Annotated in this window: 10 protein-coding genes; 9 read left to right on the forward strand and 1 reads right to left on the reverse strand. The window is 41.4% G+C overall.

Annotation, left to right across the window (positions count from 1 at the left end; all coding sequences use genetic code 11):
• The 5 genes from OLM61_RS10325 to OLM61_RS10345 all read left to right on the forward strand — a co-directional run bounded on the left by OLM61_RS10325 (position 1) and on the right by OLM61_RS10345 (position 7479).
• Positions 1–897, forward strand: coding sequence for a glycoside hydrolase family 30 protein (locus tag OLM61_RS10325; protein WP_264526249.1), 897 nt, complete (start codon positions 1–3; stop codon positions 895–897).
• Positions 898–932: 35 nt separating this feature from the next.
• Positions 933–2675 (forward strand): cellulase family glycosylhydrolase, encoded by a 1743-nt coding sequence (locus OLM61_RS10330; protein ID WP_264526250.1) that lies wholly within the window; start codon positions 933–935, stop codon positions 2673–2675.
• A gap of 299 nt (positions 2676–2974) precedes the next feature.
• Complete coding sequence (locus tag OLM61_RS10335; RefSeq protein ID WP_264526251.1) at positions 2975–3814, forward strand: endonuclease/exonuclease/phosphatase family protein; 840 nt, start codon at positions 2975–2977, stop codon at positions 3812–3814.
• Position 3815: 1 nt separating this feature from the next.
• Positions 3816–5240, forward strand: a complete 1425-nt coding sequence (locus tag OLM61_RS10340; RefSeq protein ID WP_264526252.1) for a glycoside hydrolase family 30 protein — start codon at positions 3816–3818, stop codon at positions 5238–5240.
• A gap of 13 nt (positions 5241–5253) precedes the next feature.
• Complete coding sequence (locus OLM61_RS10345) at positions 5254–7479, forward strand: glycoside hydrolase family 3 N-terminal domain-containing protein (RefSeq protein ID WP_264526253.1); 2226 nt, start codon at positions 5254–5256, stop codon at positions 7477–7479.
• A 324-nt stretch (positions 7480–7803) separates the two neighbouring features.
• Here the strand turns inward: OLM61_RS10345 and OLM61_RS10350 are convergent, their stop codons facing one another.
• Positions 7804–9825: a hypothetical protein gene (locus OLM61_RS10350; RefSeq protein WP_264526254.1), complete on the reverse strand. Its 2022-nt coding sequence runs from the start codon at positions 9823–9825 to the stop codon at positions 7804–7806.
• Positions 9826–10470: 645 nt separating this feature from the next.
• On the opposite strand from OLM61_RS10350, the gene OLM61_RS10355 reads away from it, so the two are divergent.
• The 4 genes from OLM61_RS10355 to OLM61_RS10370 all read left to right on the forward strand — a co-directional run bounded on the left by OLM61_RS10355 (position 10471) and on the right by OLM61_RS10370 (position 19369).
• Positions 10471–12837, forward strand: coding sequence for an HYR domain-containing protein (locus OLM61_RS10355; protein WP_264526255.1), 2367 nt, complete (start codon positions 10471–10473; stop codon positions 12835–12837).
• An 11-nt stretch (positions 12838–12848) separates the two neighbouring features.
• Entirely contained in the window at positions 12849–13076 is a 228-nt protein-coding gene (locus OLM61_RS10360; RefSeq protein WP_264526256.1) for a hypothetical protein, read from the forward strand.
• 148 nt (positions 13077–13224) lie between these two features.
• A complete protein-coding gene (locus OLM61_RS10365; RefSeq protein ID WP_264526257.1) occupies positions 13225–17586 on the forward strand; it encodes an HYR domain-containing protein in 4362 nt (1453 codons plus the stop codon).
• Positions 17587–19021: 1435 nt separating this feature from the next.
• A complete protein-coding gene (locus OLM61_RS10370; RefSeq protein WP_264526258.1) occupies positions 19022–19369 on the forward strand; it encodes a hypothetical protein in 348 nt (115 codons plus the stop codon).
• Positions 19370–19387 lie beyond the last annotated feature (18 nt).

The raw sequence follows: 19387 nt of genomic DNA on the forward strand, positions 1-19387 counted from the left end.
TTGGCAACGCCCTGGTCTGCGCCACTTTGGATGAAAGACAAAAACAGCTTTGTTGGAGGGAAGTTGCAAACCAAATATTACGGAGTCTATGCGAAGTATTTTGTAAAATACATTCAGCAAATGAAAGCCGAAGGAATCACCATTGATGCGATAACGCCTCAGAACGAACCCTTGCATGGCGGCAATAATCCAAGTATGGAAATGTCGGCTTTAGAACAAACGGATTTCATTAAAAATCATTTAGGACCTGCCTTTAAAACAGCCAATATTACGACTAAAATTATTGCATACGATCACAATTGTGACAATCCCAATTACCCAAAAACCATATTGGCTGATGCTGCTGCATATGCTTTTGTCGACGGTTCGGCTTTTCACTTATATGCCGGCGACATTTCGGCACTTTCGGAAGTGTATACCGCTTATCCGGCCAGGAATATTTATTTCACAGAACAATTTACCGCTTCAACAGGTGATTTTGGAGGAGATTTAAAATGGCATCTTAAAAATGTAATCATCGGTTCGATGCGCAACTGGAGTAAAAATGCATTGGAATGGAATTTAGCCAACAATGCGGCTTTTGAACCGCATACGGCAGGCGGTTGTACTACTTGCAAAGGCGCACTAACCATTAATTCGGGCGAAAGTTTTCAGCGTAATGTAGCTTATTACATTATTGCGCATGCGTCTAAATTTGTTCCGGCAGGTTCGGTCAGAATTGGCAGTAATATAAACGGGAGTCTTCAAAATGTAGCTTTCCTTACGCCCTCAGGTTCAAAGGTTCTCCTTGTGGAAAATGACGGTTCGGGCAGCGTAAATTTCAATATTAAGTTTGACGGTAAGTGGATTACAACATCCTTAGACGCAGGAGCGGTAGGGACTTACACATGGAAATAATCGAATAATTGATGAAAAAAATAAATAGTTTTCAGATGAAAAAAATAATTATAGCAGTACAGTTGCTGCTTTCGGCTACAGTTTTTGGACAGGGATTTTTGCACAGAGACGGGCAGAAAATTGTGGACGGAAATGGAAAAAACATCGTCTTAAGAGGATTAGGTTTAGGCGGCTGGATGGTGCAGGAAGGTTATATGTTACAAACGCAGCCTTTCGCAAGTCCTCAATATGTCATCAAACAAAAAATTCAGGAGGTTATTGGAGAACAGGGCACAAAAGAGTTTTATGCAGCCTATAAAGCCAATGGAATCACAAAACGCGATATCGATTCTTTAGCAGCCTGGGGCTTCAATTCGATTCGTTTGCCGATGCACTATAATTTGTATACCCCATCCATTCAGGAAGAAAAAAATGGAGAAATTACCTGGATCGAAGAGGGATTTACCATGACCGACAATTTATTAAAGTGGTGTGCCGAAAATAAAATATACCTTATTCTCGACCTGCACGCTGCTCCCGGAGGACAGGGGAATGATGCTGCAATTTCAGATTATGACACTACCAAACCTTCCTTATGGGAGAGTGAAGCCAATCAGAAAAAAATGATTGCCCTCTGGAAAAAACTGGCGTCACGCTACAGAGACAACCCGTGGATAGGGGCTTACGACATTATCAATGAACCCAACTGGAATTTTACCGGAACAAACAAAAATGGTTGCGACGAAAACTCCAACGGCCCTTTAAGAGATTTGATGGTTCGGGTTACAAAAGCCATTCGGGAAGTTGATACCAACCATTTAATTTTTATTGAAGGAAATTGTTGGGGGAATAATTACAACGGAATTTTTCCTTTGTGGGATGAGAATATGGCTTTGAGTTTTCATAAATACTGGAACTATAATACCAAAGCGTCGATTCAGAAAATGTTCGATTACCGAACGCAATACAATGTGCCGATCTGGCTTGGAGAAAGCGGTGAAAACTCGAATGTCTGGTTCAAGGATGTATTGACATTGGTAGAAAGCAACAACATCGGATGGGCGTTCTGGCCTATGAAAAAAATCGAAAACATAGCAGGAGTTACTTCTGTAACCAAGATTCCGGAATACGATGTATTATTAAAGTACTGGAAAGAAGGCGGTTCGAAACCAACTGCCGATTTTGCGAAAAAGACTTTAATGAAAATGGCCGATAATTATAAAATGGAAAGGGTAACCGTAAAACCGGATGTGATTGACGCCATGTTCAGACAGGTACAAACCAACGACACCAAACCCTATAAAAAACACGTAATTCCGGGGAAAATTGCAGCAACGCAATACGATTTAGGAACCAATGGATATGCTTATTCCGATACAGATTTTATAAACTACAGAGTTGAAACCGGAAAATTTGAAGAGTGGAACAAAGGAAATACCATGCGAAATGATGGTGTAGACATTCTGCCCTGCAAAGATGCCGGTTCAAACGGATATCAGGTTTCCTTTATCGAAGACGGGGAGTGGTTGCAGTTTACTGCGCAGGTAGCGAAACCAAAAACATACAAAGTAGCGATTCGTTATTCGGGCGAAAATGCAGAGGGGAAACTATATCTCGAAACACAAGATGGAAAGAAATCTGAAGTGCTTACGTTGCCGGCCACGGGAGGAAAGGACAAATGGAAAACGGTTGTTTTATCGGGAGTGACACTAAACGCCGGAACACAAAAAATTAAAGTCGTTTTCGAAAAAGGAGGTTTCAACCTGAATTACTTAGATTTTTCAGAACAGAAAAAATAAAGGCTTAAAGAGGTATTAATAAGAGAGTAGGTGTGTTTAAACAACCGCCACAGATTAAAAGGATTTAAAAAATATATGCGTGGGATGTAAAATGTGAGATGTTAGATGCAAACTGTGACTGTAACCTGTGACTGTAACCTGCGACTGAAAACTGCGACTGCAAACTGCGACTGAAAGAGCGACTGCAAACTTTCTATGTGTTTAAATGCATCCAACGGGTTAAATTAACATTATTTTGAAGTTTATATTTTTCTTTGAGACCAATGAAATGCTAGCTTTACGGATCAAATTTTTTTAAGATGAAAAAGACAAACACAATTACTCTCGTACTGCTTCTGCTTTTAGTTAATGGCTCATTTTATGGCCAGAATGTAAAATTGATGACCTATAATATTCGTTTGGATGTTGCTTCTGATGGAGAAAACGCCTGGCCTAACCGGAAAGATTATTTTAATTCTCAAATCAGATTTTACAGTCCGGATATTTTTGGAATTCAGGAAGCGCTGCCCAATCAGGTGGCCGATATAACTTCCGCTTTTAAGGATTACAACCAATTTGGAATAGGAAGAGAGGAGAAAGGCACAGGAGAAGCCTGCACGATTTACTATAAAAAAGATCGTTTTCAGGTACAGCACAGCAACACCTTCTGGTTGTCGGAAACACCAACTGTGGTTTCAAGAGGCTGGGATGCTGCCTGTAACAGGGTTTGTACCTATGGATTGTTTAAAGATTTAAAAACGAAAAAAGAGTTTTGGGTTTTCAACCTGCACCTTGATCATATGGGCGAGGTGGCCCGTGTAAAAGGAGTAGAGCTGGTACTGTCTAAAATAAAAGAAATAAATACTAAAAATCATCCGGTGTTTTTAATGGGAGATTTTAACTCAGAACCGGATACCAAACAAATTAAAGAGATCAAAAAAGTGATGGAGGATACACAAGAGGTTTCGAAAGAAAAACCTTTTGGCCCTTCCGGTACCTTTAATAATTTCAAGCACAATGAAGCTGTAACCTTATTGCTGGATTATATTTTTATCTCTAAAAACAGCGGATTAAAAATTCAAAAACACGCAGTCTTAAGTGACTCCAGGGATTTAAAATATCCGTCGGATCACTTGCCTGTCTTAATAGAAATAGATTAAAATGAAAAACATCAACAAAAAACTTCAGATTTTACTCTTGCTGCCGCTCATCGCAGTTCAGATAAAATGTGGAACTTCAAACAACTCCGCTGCCCGGTCCGGAAAAGCCGAAGCCTGGATCACCACTACTAATGAAGTTTCAAAACTTCAAAAGCAAAGTGACTTGGTTTTTAAGGCTGAAACCAATTCGAATCCGACCATTTTGGTAGACGCTTCCCAAAAGTTTCAGACGATCGAAGGTTTTGGATTTTCGTTAACGGGGGGAAGTGCCCAAAACATTCTAAAACTCGATAAAGCCAAAAAAGAAGCACTACTTCAGGAATTGTTTTCCCGAAAAAAGGATGCTATTGGATTGAGTTATCTGCGAATTAGTATTGGCGCTTCTGATTTGAATGAAAGAGTTTTTTCGTATGATGATCTGCCCGAAGGGCAAACCGATTTAAAATTAGAGCACTTTGATCTTGGACCTGATTTAAAAGACGTGGTGCCGCTTTTAAAAGAGATTTTGGCCATAAACCCAAAGCTCAAAATTATGGGTTCGCCATGGTCGCCGCCTGTTTGGATGAAAGACAACGGAAGTTCGAAAGGCGGAAGTTTACAGCCCAAATACTATCAGGTTTATGCCGATTATTTTGTAAAATACATACAGGCAATGCAAGCGCACGGAATCGTTATTGATGCGATAACACCACAAAACGAGCCCCTGCATCCGGGAAACAATCCAAGTATGTACATGACGGCATTGCAGCAGGCAGAATTTATTAAAACCAATTTAGGCCCTGCTTTTGCAAAAGCTAAAATCAAAACCAAAATTGTGGTTTACGACCACAATTGCAACAAACCCGAATATCCTTTAACCATTCTGAATGATCCAAAAGCATTGCCTTTTGTGGCAGGTTCAGCCTTTCATTTGTATGAAGGAGACATTAGCGCTTTAACTACCGTTCATAACGCCTATCCGAAAAAAGAGTTGTATTTTACAGAACAATATACCGGATCGGGCAGCAGCTTTGAGTCTGATTTAAAATGGAGTGTGAAAAATGTGGTCATTGGTTCTATGCGCAATTGGAGCGTCAATGCACTTTCGTGGGGACTGGCCAATAACGAAAAATATGAACCCTTTACTCCGGGCGGATGTTCGACCTGCAAAGGAGCTTTGATGATCGATAAAAACCAGAACATTAAAAGAGAAGTAGGCTATTATATTATTGGGCATGCTTCCAAATTTGTTCCCGAAGGTTCTGTGAGGATTGCCAGCAACCTTAGCGGAAATTTGTATAATGTTGCCTTTAAAACACCAGACGGAAAAACCGTTTTAATTGTTGAAAACGATGGTGCAAACACAGAGACCTTCAATATAAAAGAGAATCAAAAACAAGTTACAACATCCTTGGACGCGGGTTCGGTAGCAACTTACGTATGGTAAATCTAAATTTAGTATGAAAAAAATAACCACATTCACTTTACTGCTGCTGTCGTTTGTTGCGGCAGCCCAACAAGAAACAGTAGATCAAAAGGTAAATGCGCTATTGAAAAAAATGACCCTTGAGGAAAAAATTGGTCAGCTCAATCAATACACAGGCGACAACGCAGCAACGGGGCCCATTACCATAAACGCAAATAAACAGGCCGAAATAAAGGCCGGACTTATCGGTTCGATGTTAAACGTGGTGGGAACAACCTATACCAGACAGTATCAGGAATTGGCGATGCAGTCTCGTTTAAAAATTCCATTGTTATTTGGTCAGGACGTCATTCACGGTTACAAAACTACCTTTCCAATTCCGTTAGCCGAAGCGGCCAGCTGGGATTTACCAGCAATCGAACTGGCGGCCAGAGTGGCAGCGACAGAAGCTTCAGCAAGCGGGATTCACTGGACCTTTGCACCAATGGTCGACATTGCCCGTGACCCGCGTTGGGGACGCGTAATGGAAGGCGCCGGAGAAGATACCTATCTGGGATCTAAAATAGCCTATGCCAGAGTAAAAGGTTTTCAGGGCAATAAACTGGGAGATCTGAACTCGGTTATGGCTTGCGTAAAACACTTTGCAGCCTATGGTGCAGCGGTGGGCGGAAGAGATTACAACTCGGTAGACATGAGCGAACGAATGCTTCTGGAAACCTATTTGCCTCCTTTCAAAGCCGCTCTTGATGCCGGGGCAGCCACTTTTATGAACTCCTTTAATGACTTAAACGGAATTCCGGCCACAGCAAATGTACATTTACAGCGTGACCTCTTAAAAGGAAAATGGAACTTTCAGGGATTCGTAGTATCCGACTGGGGATCGATAGGCGAAATGGTCGCACACGGTTACTCCAAAGATCTGAAAGCTGCCGCACTTGCCGCCATTACAGCAGGAAGCGATATGGATATGGAAAGTAATGCCTACCGCTATCATTTGGCAGAATTGGTTAAAGAAGGTAAAGTGTCTGTCGATTTGATTGATGACGCCGTAAAACGTATTTTACGCAAGAAATTCGAATTGGGTTTATTTGAGGATCCGTACCGCTATTCCGATTCCAAAAGAGCAGACAAAGCTTTAAGCAATCCTGAAAACAGAAAAGCAGCGCTGGAAGTAGCTCAAAAAAGTATCGTGTTATTAAAGAACGATAACGAAACATTACCCCTTTCAAAAAACGTAAAAACAATTGCCTTCATAGGTCCGATGGTTAAAGAATACAAAGCCAATATGGGATTTTGGTCGGTTGAATTACCGGAAGTGGATTATGACAAATGGGTGGTTTCGCAATGGGACGGTTTGCAAAAGAAAGTAGGCAAAAACACCAAATTGCTCTATGCCAAAGGATGTGAAGTAGACGGAGACAACAAAGACGGTTTTGCCGAAGCAGTGGCAACAGCTAAACAAGCCGATGTTGTTATTTTGAGTATCGGAGAACGACGTGATATGAGCGGTGAGGCCAAAAGCCGAAGCGATCTTCATTTGCCGGGGGTACAGGAAGACTTAGTAAAAGCCATTCAGGCAACCGGAAAACCGGTAGTTGTTTTGGTAAATGCAGGGCGTCCTCTTATTTTCAACTGGACAGCCGATAATGTTCCGGCCATTGTGTACACCTGGTGGTTGGGAACCGAAGCCGGAAACGCCATCGTAAATGTGTTATTTGGAGACTACAATCCGTCCGGAAAATTGCCTATGACTTTTCCGAGAGAAGTAGGGCAGATTCCGATTTACTACAATCATTTCAGTACCGGAAGACCCGCTAAAGACGAAGATGCCAAAAACTATGTATCAGCTTATATCGATCTGAAAAACTCTCCTAAATTTCCTTTTGGATATGGGTTGAGTTATACAAAATTCAATTATACCGATCTGAAATTGTCTTCGACTAAAATGACCGGCAACGAAACCATCAAAGTTTCTTTTCAATTGTCCAATGTTGGAAAAGTAGCCGGAGAAGAAGTCGTACAATTGTACTTAAAAGATAAATTTGGATCTGTAGTTCGTCCGGTTTTGGAATTGAGAGATTTCCAAAAAGTAAAACTAAATGCCGGAGAATCCAAAACAATCGAATTTACAATCGACAAAGAGAAACTGTCTTTCTACACTAGCAAATTAGAATGGACCGCAGAACCCGGAGATTTTGAAGTACTGATTGGCACCTCATCAGCTGATCTTAAACTAAAAGCAAATTTTGAATTGCTTTAGATTTTAAACACAAAAAGATAGATTACATATATAAAAAAGGGGCCAATTGCAGCCCCTTTTTTGTATTCTTATTTAAACACATAGATACATAGTTAAAAATGCAGGGCAAGACGTTTCACTTCAAATAAAGCACATATCCAGCTATGCGAAAGAAATTTATTTCTTTTTGTATCCTCCTTTAGCAATCCAAAATCTATGTTTCTATGTGTTAAAAATTTAGCGTTCCAATCAACAGCACTTGTATTCAAACACCACTAGGTTAAAGAATTAAATTAGTGACAATTCGTGTAATTGGTGTTTAAATAATAGCTCTTTTTTTTATAATTATTTCACTAATTTTTTGAAATTGAATTTCAGCTTGTTCAGCAAACCTTCTTCTATAATATCAACCCCAATTCCATAATTGCTGTCTGCGATTTCGTTATGTGCCTCCCTGAAAGCTTCAAAGTCGTTTTCGGGAATTTCTAAATTAATTAAAGGTTTAAAATCGATCGTAACAGTTCCTCCGTTTTTGTTGATTTTTTTACGGCTCACATAATCAAAATACGGATTGTTGATCGTGCTTTCCTGTATGGTGAACTTCTCCGTAACATCGATTTTCTGATCGGTTACCAGAGTGATTTCATATCTTTCATTGTCAAAATTGTGCCAGAAAGAAATGTCTTGGTGTATAAAATCCCTTACCCTGTTTTTAACGATATTAGCATCAAAATACATTAAGAAACGATTTTTTTGACCGTCTGAAAAATAAGGATTGTCAATAGTAGTCTGATACTCCACTGTAAACTCGTTACTTTTTTTATCATCGCTGACAATTTCAATTGCGGCATCTTTAAAAATCTTTCTCAGATCCGTTCCGTTTCGGTCGTTCGTATAATTTAAGGTATAAAAGAAGAAATTATTCCAGCTGTCAATAATCTCTCTTTTATTGGTGTTTTTAAAATATCGGCGCATGCTGTTGGCACGATTTCCTTTGTACACCGTTGTTACCTTTAGCTTGCCCACATTTTGCTGTGCCACAAATTCCGATTTTTCGTCTACGGCATAATACGAAAAACGATGAGGTGGTTTGTGCTGTAATTCCAAATTTGGTTTTACTTCCAGATAATGCAGGAAGAAAATAAAGCCGCGGTTTTCGATCAATCCAAATTCATCGCGTAGGGTCGCATCCACAAAATAACTTTCGTCCTTGTAATTGATTTTAACAATAACGTGATTAAAAGTCAGTAGCGATGGTAAGTAGTACTTGATATAAAAGTCAGTACCAAAATTGACCAGAATAATCGAAGAATCAATTCCGATATAATCTAAAATTACTTTTAGCAAAACCGATTTTGCCTTGCAGTCACCTTGTTTGTTGGCAAAGGTTACGGCAGGTTCCTGCGGTTTGTGGCCGTTCATCTCGTCGGCATTGTAAATATAATTGATGTGGTTTTGAACATATTCTATGGCAAATTGCAGTTGATCGTCTTTAGAATCAATCTTGTCCAGTTTTTCCACCAAATCCGGAGCAAAATCCACCAGAGAAGATTGGTCGAAAATCGTCTCATAAATAGGAGAGATGTAATTAGACAACTCATTCCAGTCGGCTGCGGTAGCAAAATCGATATAAGAAGAAACCTCGCGGTTCGAATCTACAAAATTGATGTAGTTTTCTTCTTCGCGAACATAGGCTTCCCCTTTTTTCAAATAGTTGACCTCCGGAGCCAGTACATTTCCGTCTTCATCTCTAAAAAACGTTTTTTTGTAGGCAATCGTTTTCTCGCGATCATTTTTAAAAGTGAACTTGTACTTTCCGTAAGCCCAGTAACTGTCAGGGCCTACCCATACATATTTGGAGAACTCTTTGCGCAGAAAATCACGATCGGTAAATATTTTAATTCTCGAATCTTCCATGATCAGAATATCATACAGACGAAGGTCTTTTATGGTAATATTGATCTTTTTATTACTGCTTAAAACACCTCCGCCGCTTTGGTTTTCGCTGTCGAGTATTTTAACTTTAGTATCGGCAATTTTGTCTACCAAAACACCATCCCGCAACACACTGATTCGGTGTATCACATAGGTTTCATTTTCTTCGAGTACTACATCCACAACCGAGGCTCTTTCTAAATTAGAAGGCTCATTCAGCGTATAGGCCAGGCAGGCATATTCACTGTTTTCGTTATCGTTGGTGTAATAAATTTTATCTAAAAAATAACAATAATCACGTCCCTCGTCGGCTTGCTTTTGAGAGAAGTCCGATTCTTTTATGTAGTCAATAAGTTGATTATCGGTAACAACAGTGGCCCAGTGTTCCGGCTTTTGAATCTTGTAAATTTCTGATTGAATGGCTTGTTCCATAATAATTTGAGTTGAAGTAGGTAAAATCTTCTATTTCTAACAAAAATATAGATTTTTACCAATATCCGAATGGGGCGGATGTATTATTAAGAGAAGTTCAGTTTTCGCAGCATAAATAAAATATTATTTGATTTTGACGAAATTTCACCTCCAATACTGTAACAAACAGCCGAAAAATGGGGGAAATTGCAAGAAATAGCACCGTTTTTGAAGGGATGCATTTTTGTTTAATACTCCAAACAGAATAATTCTATAACTGCTTATTCTACCGCTTATTACTTGTACAGATGCACTTATTACGTCCTTTTGGAAGGGGGTTTATTTTGACGTAAAAAACGTACATCTTGTCGGATATTTGCGAAAAAAAGGAAGGATATGAAAAAAAAATACTTCTACGCAAATTGCTATGGAGGCAGCAAATTCGGGGGGTCTACAGTCTTAGATCCTGTACCAAATAACCAAAGAATAATAAGGCCGGAGTTGCTTTAAAAGATTAAGTGACAGGATAATAATTACGAATGGTAACCCGTCAGGTCTGTTCGTTTTTACTGCACCAACAGTTACAAATGTAAAGCCGCCTTGCTATTCATGGAGATGAAAACATTTTCGGATTCCTGATTTTCTTAACGAATAACAAATTAAAACATGAAAAACCCCCAGTTTAAAGTGTTTGCTTTTTTTATGAAAGCAGCACTGATTGTACTTCCTTACATCTCCTATAGTCAATGCACGGTAATCACTAATAATCCGGGTTTTGAGTATCCTTTGGGTGGTGGGATAGTGAATCAAAGTCAGGTTCCGGGATGGAAAACGACAGCTCCGGATGAATCTATAGAAATTTGGACCAGAGTAAACGCAGAGAATTTTCCCCCGTTTGAAGGAGATCAGTTTGCCGAACTTAATGCTTACGTTGCAGCGGGATTGTATCAGGATTATAATACTGGAGAAGCGACCACGTTTAATTATTCGTTTGCCCACAGAGGAAGAAAGGGTACCGATGTTATGGTGCTAAAAGCAGGTCCTCCGGGAGGTCCTTATACCGAAGTAACCAGAGCGACAACAGGAAATACGGCCTGGAAAGTATATACCGGAACGTATCAAATACCTGCTTCTCAAAATACGACAAGGTTTATTTTCGAGGCTGTTTCCACCTCAACGGGTAATGCAGCTATGGGTAATTTGTTAGATGCAATAAATTTTACCGCTACTGTAGGTACACCGCCGGTTACAGGCACCAGTACTGCTGTTTGTGAAGGAAATCCGGTAACACTAACAGCTACTGCCAAACCTGGCTCTACTGTTAATTGGTACGATTCGGCGGGGAGTTTTATTCATACAGGATCAAGTTACACCACTTCAGCTTTATTTAGTAATACAAAATTTCAAATAGAACAGGTTAGTAGTTCAGGGTGCAAAAGTGGTTTGTCGGATATAAATGTAACCGTAAATCCCGCACCTGTTATCACTATATCGGGAGCGTTAAAAGCTTGTTTAACAACAACCCTAACAGCAGTTACCAATGCTCCTGTGCCAAGTTATGTGTGGTACAAAGACGGTTCAATTATCAATGGACAAACAGCAGCAACACTTGTTGTATCAACCAATGGGAGTTATAAAGTAAGCGTTGTAAATGGTAGTACTTCCTGTAGGCAAACTTCGGATGCAAAAACGGTGGTCGTTACGGATACCACTAGTCCCCTGATAAGCTGTCCGGCAAACATTAACCAGTCTGCCGATAAAGGAAAATGCACTACCAACGTTACGATCACAAACCCAACTGCGACTGACAACTGTTCGACAACCTTTACCTTTAAAGGAGTTCGTTCGGATGCTTTGGATTTAACCGCGGCTTACCCGGTTGGGGCAACCACCATTTTATGGACCGCTACCGATGCTTCGGGCAATGTTTCGACAGCCTGTACACAAACCATTACGATTACCGATAGCGAAAAACCAATCATCAGCTGTCCGCCCAATATTACACAAACGGCTGATGCCGGAACATGCGGCGCAAACCTTACGATTACAAACCCAACGGCTACTGATAATTGTTCAGCTGCCTTTATTTTCACAGGCGTTCGTTCGGATGCTTTGGCATTAACCGATCCTTATCCGACCGGGATAACAACTATTACATGGACAACTAAAGATACCGCGGGAAATATTTCGGTATCCTGTGTACAGACCATTACGATTACCGATAGCGAAAAACCAATCCTAAACTGTCCGGCAAACATCACTCAGGTTACAGATTTGGGAACATGCAACGCAAGCGTTACGGTCACTAGCCCAACGGCGACTGACAACTGTTCGACTGCCTTTACTTTTACAGGAGTTCGTTCGGATGCTTTGGCTTTAAACGCGGCTTATCCTACTGGCGTAACCACCATTTCATGGACCGCCACAGATGCTTCGGGAAATGTTTCGGCAGCCTGTACACAAACTATTACGATTACCGATCGCGAAAAACCAATCCTAAACTGTCCGGCAAACATCACTCAGGTTACAGATTTGGGAACCTGCAACGCAAATGTTACGATCACAAACCCAACGGCGACCGACAACTGTTCGACTGCCTTTACTTTCATAGGAGTTCGTTCGGATGCTTTGCCTTTAACGGCTGCTTATCCTACTGGCGTAACCACCATTTCATGGACCGCCACAGATGTTGCTGGAAATGTTTCGGCAGCCTGTACACAAACCATTACCATTATCGACGCTGAAAGACCAATACTAACTTGTCCGGTAAACATTAATCAGACGGTCGATGCAGGGAAAAATAGTGCAAACGTTACGATCATAAATCCAACTGCGACTGACAACTGTTCGACTGCCTTTACTTTCACAGGGGTCCGCTCCGATGCTTTGGCACTAACCGCTGCTTACCCGGAAGGCATTACCAGAATTGTATGGACAGCCACAGATGCTTCAGGAAATATCTCGACATTCTGTGTGCAAAAGATTAAAATAACCAATCCTGCAAAACCGGTCTCAATCTGCCCAGAAGAGTAAGCAGTTGGGGAATGCAGAAAAAAGCAACCGGGCAGTTCTGGTGCTCTATTGTAAATCCGGAGATAGCCAATAATTATGTCGGAAGCCTTACCGTCAGGGAAGAAAACCAACTAATGATTGCCGCTTTTATCCGATTAAATAAAATTACAATTAGCAAAACAGCCCGGAATTTTCTGAGCCATTTAGATGATGTAAAAAGAACATTTAGCAAAATGTCGGGATATTACGATGCCTATTAAATACAAATAACAGGAATCATTTTTAGCTCAAAATCACACCATAATTTCAATCAAAACAGTATCTATTCCTCTGGGCGAGGATTGTGACTTCAAAACAGTTGTGATCCTACTCCAAATTCAGGTTCTTAAATTAAAAAAATAGCAACATATGCAAAATACTAGTTTTAAAAAACTCGATTTTCTCAATTTACTTTATAAAGAATACAGAGGTTATTCTTTTTTGTTGAGAATAGCACTGCTTGTGCTTCCTTATATCGCACACAGTCAATGTACGGTAAATACTGTAAATCCAGGTTTTGAGCTGCCAGTGGGGGGCGGGATAGTGAATCAAAGTCAGGTTCCGGGATGGAAAACGACAGCTCCGGATGGATCTATAGAAATTTGGGCCAGAGTAAACGCAGAGAATTTTCTACCCTTTGAAGGAAATCAGTTTGTCGAACTTAATGCTTACGTTGCAGCGGGATTGTATCAGGATTTTGATACTAGAGAAGCTACTACGTTTAATTATTCGTTTGCCCATAGAGGAAGAAAGGGTACCGATGTTATGGTGTTAAAAGCAGGTCCTCCGGGAGGGCCATATACCGAAGTAACCAGAGCGGCAACAGGAAATACGGCCTGGAAAGCATATACCGGAACGTATCAGATACCGGTTTACCAAAGTACGACAAGGTTTATTTTCGAGGCTGTTTCCACCTCAACGGGTAATGTAGCTATGGGGAATTTATTAGATGCAATAAATTTTACTGCAACTTTGGGTACGCCACCAGTTACAGGTGCCGGCAGTGCTGCTTGCGAAGGAAATTCGGTAACACTTACGGCCTCTGCCAAACCGGGCTCTACTGTTAATTGGTATAATTCAAGCGGGATTTTACTTTATACAGGACTAAGTTACACCACTCCGGCTTTATTTAGTAATACAAAATATCAAATAGAACAGGTTAGTAGTTCAGGGTGCAAAAGCGGTTTATCCGATATAAATGTTACAGTAACCCCCAGACCTGCGATCACGTTATCCGGAGCGGCAAAAGCCTGTTTAACCACCACCTTAACGGCAGTTACCAATGCTGCTTCTCCAAAATTTGTTTGGTATAAAGACGATGCAATTATCAACGGGCAGGTTTCATCGACATTGGTTGTAACGGCCAATGGAAATTATAAAGTAAGAGCTATAAATGGTGTGACTTCTTGTGATCAGACTTCTGACGTAACAACTGTGGAAGTTGCTGATACCACAAGTCCCGTTATAACCTGTCCGGCAAACATTACACAAACTGCTGAAGCAGGAAAATGCGGCGCAAACATTTCGATTACAAACCCAACGGCTACCGACAACTGTTCGACTGCTTTTACTTTCACAGGAGTCCGTTCGGATGCTTTGGCTTTAAACGCGGCTTATCCTACTGGCATAACCACCATTTTTTGGACCGCTACCGATGCTTCGGGAAATGTTTCGGCAGCCTGTACACAAACCATTACGATTATCGATAGCGAAAAACCAATCATAAACTGTCTGGCAAACATCACTCAGGTTACAGATCCGGGAACTTGCAACGCAAGCGTTACGATCACAAACCCAACCGCGACTGACAACTGTTCGACTGCCTTTACTTTTACAGGAGTGCGTTCAGATGCTTTGCCATTAACGGCTGCTTATCCTACTGGCGTAACCACTATTACATGGACTGCGACAGATGCTTCGGGAAATGTTTCGACAGCCTGCGCACAGACCATTACCATTACCGATACTGTAAAACCGGTTCTAAAATGTCCGGCAAACCTTATACAAACGACCGATACAGGAAAATGCAGTGCAAGCGTTACGATCACAAACCCGACTGCGACTGACAACTGCTCAACTGTCTTTACTTTCACAGGAGTGCGTTCGGATGCTTTGGCTTTAAACGCGGCTTATCCTACTGGCGTAACCACTATTACATGGACTGCCACAGATGCTTCAGGAAATGTTTCGACACCTTGTACACAGACCATTACCATTACCGATGGCGAAAAACCAATCATCAGCTGTCCGGTAAGTATTACACAAACTACCGACGCCGGAAAATGCACTGCAAGCGTTACGATCACAAACCCAACGGCTACCGACAACTGTTCGACTGCCTTTACTTTCACAGGAGTTCGTTCGGATGCTTTGCCATTAACCGCTGCTTATCCGATAGGCTCCAGTACAATTAGATGGACTGCGACAGATGCTTCGGGAAATGTTTCGACAGCCTGTACACAGACCATTACCATTACCGATACCGAAAAACCGGTTATCACTTGTCCTGCAAACCTTACACAAACTACTGGTGCAGGAGCATGCGGTGCAAACCTTACGATCACAAACCCAACGGCTACTGACAACTGTTCGACTGCCTTTACTTTCGCAGGAGTGCGTTCGGATGCTTTGGCTTTAACGGCTGCTTATCCAACCGGGATCACGACAATTACATGGACTGTGACAGATGCTTCGGGAAATGTTTCGACACCTTGTACACAAACCATTACCATTACCGATAAAGAAAAACCAATCATAATCATTCCATCCAATATTGAACAAACTGCCGATGCAGGAAAATGTGGTGCAAAAGTTACTATTGTAAATCCAACTGCGACTGATAATTGCTCAACTGCCTTTACTTTCACAGGAGTGCGTTCGGATGCTTTGGCATTAACCGATGTTTATCCTATAGGTACAACCACCATTAGCTGGACGGCTACCGATGCTTCGGGAAATATTTCGTCATCTTGCGTACAAACCATTAAAATTACCGATACCGAAAAACCGGTTATCACTTGTCCGGCAAACATTACACAAACGGTTGATGCCGCAACATGCAGTGCAAACCTTACGATCACAAACCCAACGGCTACTGATAACTGTTCAACTGCCTTTACTTTCACGGCAGTGCGTTCAGATGCTTTGGCTTTAACTGCCGCTTATCCTATAGGTACAACCACCATTAGTTGGACCGCCATTGATAATAATGGTAATGTGGCAACCTGCGAACAGCAGGTTACGGTATTGGGTTCGATAAAAGCGACCAATGATTCAGGAGCTCCCGTAAATAGTACTGTAGGGGGTATGGTTGTAAATGTTTTAGACAATGACTTGCTGAATTGCACAACAGCAACAGCAGCTAAGGTAAAAATTGCTTTGGCAGGGACCTTGCCCGCAGGAATAAATTTTGACACCGCTACGGGTAAAGTAAGTGTAAATGCACATACCCCGGCAGGAACCTATACCTTTGATTATACGATTTGTGATCTTTTGAATCCTACAAATTGCAGTACATCGACAGTTACAATAGAAATTGAAGCTTCCAAAATAGAAACCCCTGTCCAAACGCCATCCTTTACGATTGGCGCTACAGGAGGTACTACGCCTTCGATAGTATCCGGCAATACCCTAAACGGTCAGCCGGTAGTCATCGGTACCAAACCGGGAGAGGTAACCCTTACAGGTACAAAAGTGCCGGCAGGATTTACGCTAAATCCCGACGGAACAGTTACCGTTCCGCCAAATACACCTGGAGGAAGTTATACGGTCGAATATCAGCTGTGTGAAGTAATTAACCCCGCCAATTGTAATACGTCTACCGTTACAATAGAGGTGGAAGCCTCCAAAATAGAAACCCCTGTCCAAATGCCATCCTTTACTATTGGGGCTACGGGAGGTACTACGCCTTCGATAGTATCCGGCAATACTATAAACGGTCAGCCGGTAGTCATTGGTACCAAACCGGGAGAGGTAACCCTTACCGCTACACAGGTACCACCGGGATTTACGCTAAACCCCGACGGAACAGTAACCGTTCCGCCAAATACACCTGGAGGAAGTTATACGGTCGAATATCAGTTGTGCGAAGTAAGCAATCCTGCCAATTGCAGTACAGGTTCAGTTAAAATAGAGATCGAAGCTTCCAAAATAGAAACCCCTGTCCAAACGCCATCCTTTACTATTGGCGCTACAGGAGGAACTACGCCTTCGATAGTATCCGATGTTAAAATAAACGGTCAGCCGGTAGTCATTGGTACCAAACCGGGAGAGGTAACCCTTAGCGGTACAAAAGTGCCGGCAGGATTTACACTAAACCCTGACGGAACGGTTACAGTTCCGCCAAACACAGCCGGAGGAAGTTATACGGTCGAATATCAAATGTGCGAAGTGAGTAACCCTGCCAATTGCAGTACAGGTTCTGTTACAATAGAAATTAAAGGACCAACAAACAACTGTGAGATTAAGGTATCCAATGCCTTTTCTCCAAATGGAGATTCCCTGAACAATCGTTTCTATATCCAGGGGCTCGAATGTTATCCGGATAATACCGTAGAAATCTACAATCGCTGGGGCAAGCTGATATACAAATGTGAGCGCTACAACAATGAAGATCGTGTTTTCACTGGAGGAAACGGCGAAGTGGCCGGAACCTATTATTATGTCTTAAAATACAGGGATAGTAACGCTCAAACTCATGAAAAAGCAGGATACGTATTTATCAGTAAATAGCCTATTGGGTAGGCAAGATCAAAAATTAACAATCGTTAATCTTCATTCTAAAATCTATGTGTTAAAATAATAGCCACAGCTTATAAGGATTAAAATAATCTGCTCAATCTGCCAAATCTGCGTGAAATGTGAGATGTAAACTGCGAAATGCGACTGTAAACTGCGACTGCAAACTCTGAAAAGTGAAACGTTTTTTTATAGGCGCAGTACCTATGTAACTATGTGTTAAAATAATGATACCCAAGAGGGGTTAATTGTAGCCCGCGGTCTGAACACGAATTCCACGAATTTACACAAATTAGTGGCAATTGGAACGCTGAAATTTTTAACACATAGAAACATAGATTTCTATTGCGAAAAGAGGATACAAAAAGAAATAAATTTCTTTCGCATAGCAGGATATGCGTTTTATTTGAAGTGAAACGCCTTTTTTATAGGTGCAGTACCTATGTTTCTATGTGTTGAGGTAATAGCCACAGCTTATAAGGATTAAAAGGATTAGCTCACCCGAGCGATAGCGAATTGGCGAAGCAAATCATAACAGAAATTCTGTATAGAATATTGTCAACCTTTGTCGAATTCAGCATGTGATTTCTCCCTCCGGTCGAAATGACAACTTTGCGACAACCCTTTGCGACAACCCTTTGTGATAAACCTTTGTGACAAGCCTTTGTCCGGTTGAGCGAAGTCGAAGCCCCCGCTACAATTGCCTCCTTCGACTTCGCTCAGGGCGACAATCGTTAATCATCATTCTAAAATCAACAAACCACACCTGCTTTTCAGTTGATAAATAAACTCGTTGCGGAGCTACTTGCGAAGATTTCTCCCTCCGGTCGAAATGACAACTTTGCGATAAACCGTTGTCTGGCTATAAATCTACAAACCACACCTACTTTTCAGCTGCTAAATAAACTCGTTGCGGAGCTACTTACGAAGATTTCTCCCTCCGGTCGAAATGACAACTTTGCGATAAACCGTTGTCTGGCTATAAATCAACAAACCACACCTACTTTTCAGCTGATAAATAAACTCGTTGCGGAGCTACTTGCGAAGATTTCTCCCTCCGGTCGAAATGACAACTTTGCGACAACCCTTTGCGATAAACCTTTGCGACAACCCTTCGTCAGGCTGAGCGAAGTCGAAGCCCCCCGTACCAAATTCCAAATTCCAAATTCCAAATTCCAAATTCCAAATTCCAAATTCCACATTCTCACATTCTCACATTCTCACATTCCCACATTCCCACATTTTCACATTTCACATTCCCACATCTCACATTTCACAAAAAACATTTCACAAAAAAACATACTCCAACTACCTTATACTACCGCTTATTACCCATACAGACGCACTTATTACGTCCTTACTCGGGGATGTTGATTTTGCTCGTAAAATTCTTACTGTTATTAGATATTTGTCTCAAAATGTAAGGATTATGAAAAAAAACTACTTATACGCAAGCAGTATAGGGCAAGCAAAACCGGACCGATCTACAGGCTTAGATACAGTGCCCCATCACAAAGTTGTCATTTCGACCGAAGGGAGACTCGAGCGACAGCGAACAGACGGAGTAAATTACATTCTCGAAGTTTCTTTAAACCGTAAACCACTACTGCCGATTGGCGAGGGCTATAGGCCTTTAACAGCAACTGCGGTCAGTCGTTCCTGCGGGTATCACTACCACTCAAACAAGCCCATAAGCTGCCCGGCTCGTTTATTTAATGACCTCAGCTCCAACCTTATTTTTTTACAGAAAGTGGAAACCGTTTATGGTTTGGCCTAAAACAATCTTAAAGACCTG

It is taken from the genome of Flavobacterium sp. N502536, assembly GCF_025947345.1.
Classification (GTDB): domain Bacteria; phylum Bacteroidota; class Bacteroidia; order Flavobacteriales; family Flavobacteriaceae; genus Flavobacterium.

What these genes read in the sequence shown, in the direction of transcription:
- OLM61_RS10345 (WP_264526253.1), top strand. Translation starts at nt 5,254, where the DNA reads ATGAAAAAAATAACCACATTCACTTTACTGCTGCTGTCGTTTGTTGCG.
- OLM61_RS10370 (WP_264526258.1), top strand. Translation starts at nt 19,022, where the DNA reads ATGAAAAAAAACTACTTATACGCAAGCAGTATAGGGCAAGCAAAACCG.
- OLM61_RS10360 (WP_264526256.1), top strand. Translation starts at nt 12,849, where the DNA reads ATGCAGAAAAAAGCAACCGGGCAGTTCTGGTGCTCTATTGTAAATCCG.
- OLM61_RS10350 (WP_264526254.1), bottom strand. Translation starts at nt 9,825, where the DNA reads ATGGAACAAGCCATTCAATCAGAAATTTACAAGATTCAAAAGCCGGAA.
- OLM61_RS10335 (WP_264526251.1), top strand. Translation starts at nt 2,975, where the DNA reads ATGAAAAAGACAAACACAATTACTCTCGTACTGCTTCTGCTTTTAGTT.
- OLM61_RS10355 (WP_264526255.1), top strand. Translation starts at nt 10,471, where the DNA reads ATGAAAAACCCCCAGTTTAAAGTGTTTGCTTTTTTTATGAAAGCAGCA.
- OLM61_RS10330 (WP_264526250.1), top strand. Translation starts at nt 933, where the DNA reads ATGAAAAAAATAATTATAGCAGTACAGTTGCTGCTTTCGGCTACAGTT.
- OLM61_RS10340 (WP_264526252.1), top strand. Translation starts at nt 3,816, where the DNA reads ATGAAAAACATCAACAAAAAACTTCAGATTTTACTCTTGCTGCCGCTC.
- OLM61_RS10365 (WP_264526257.1), top strand. Translation starts at nt 13,225, where the DNA reads ATGCAAAATACTAGTTTTAAAAAACTCGATTTTCTCAATTTACTTTAT.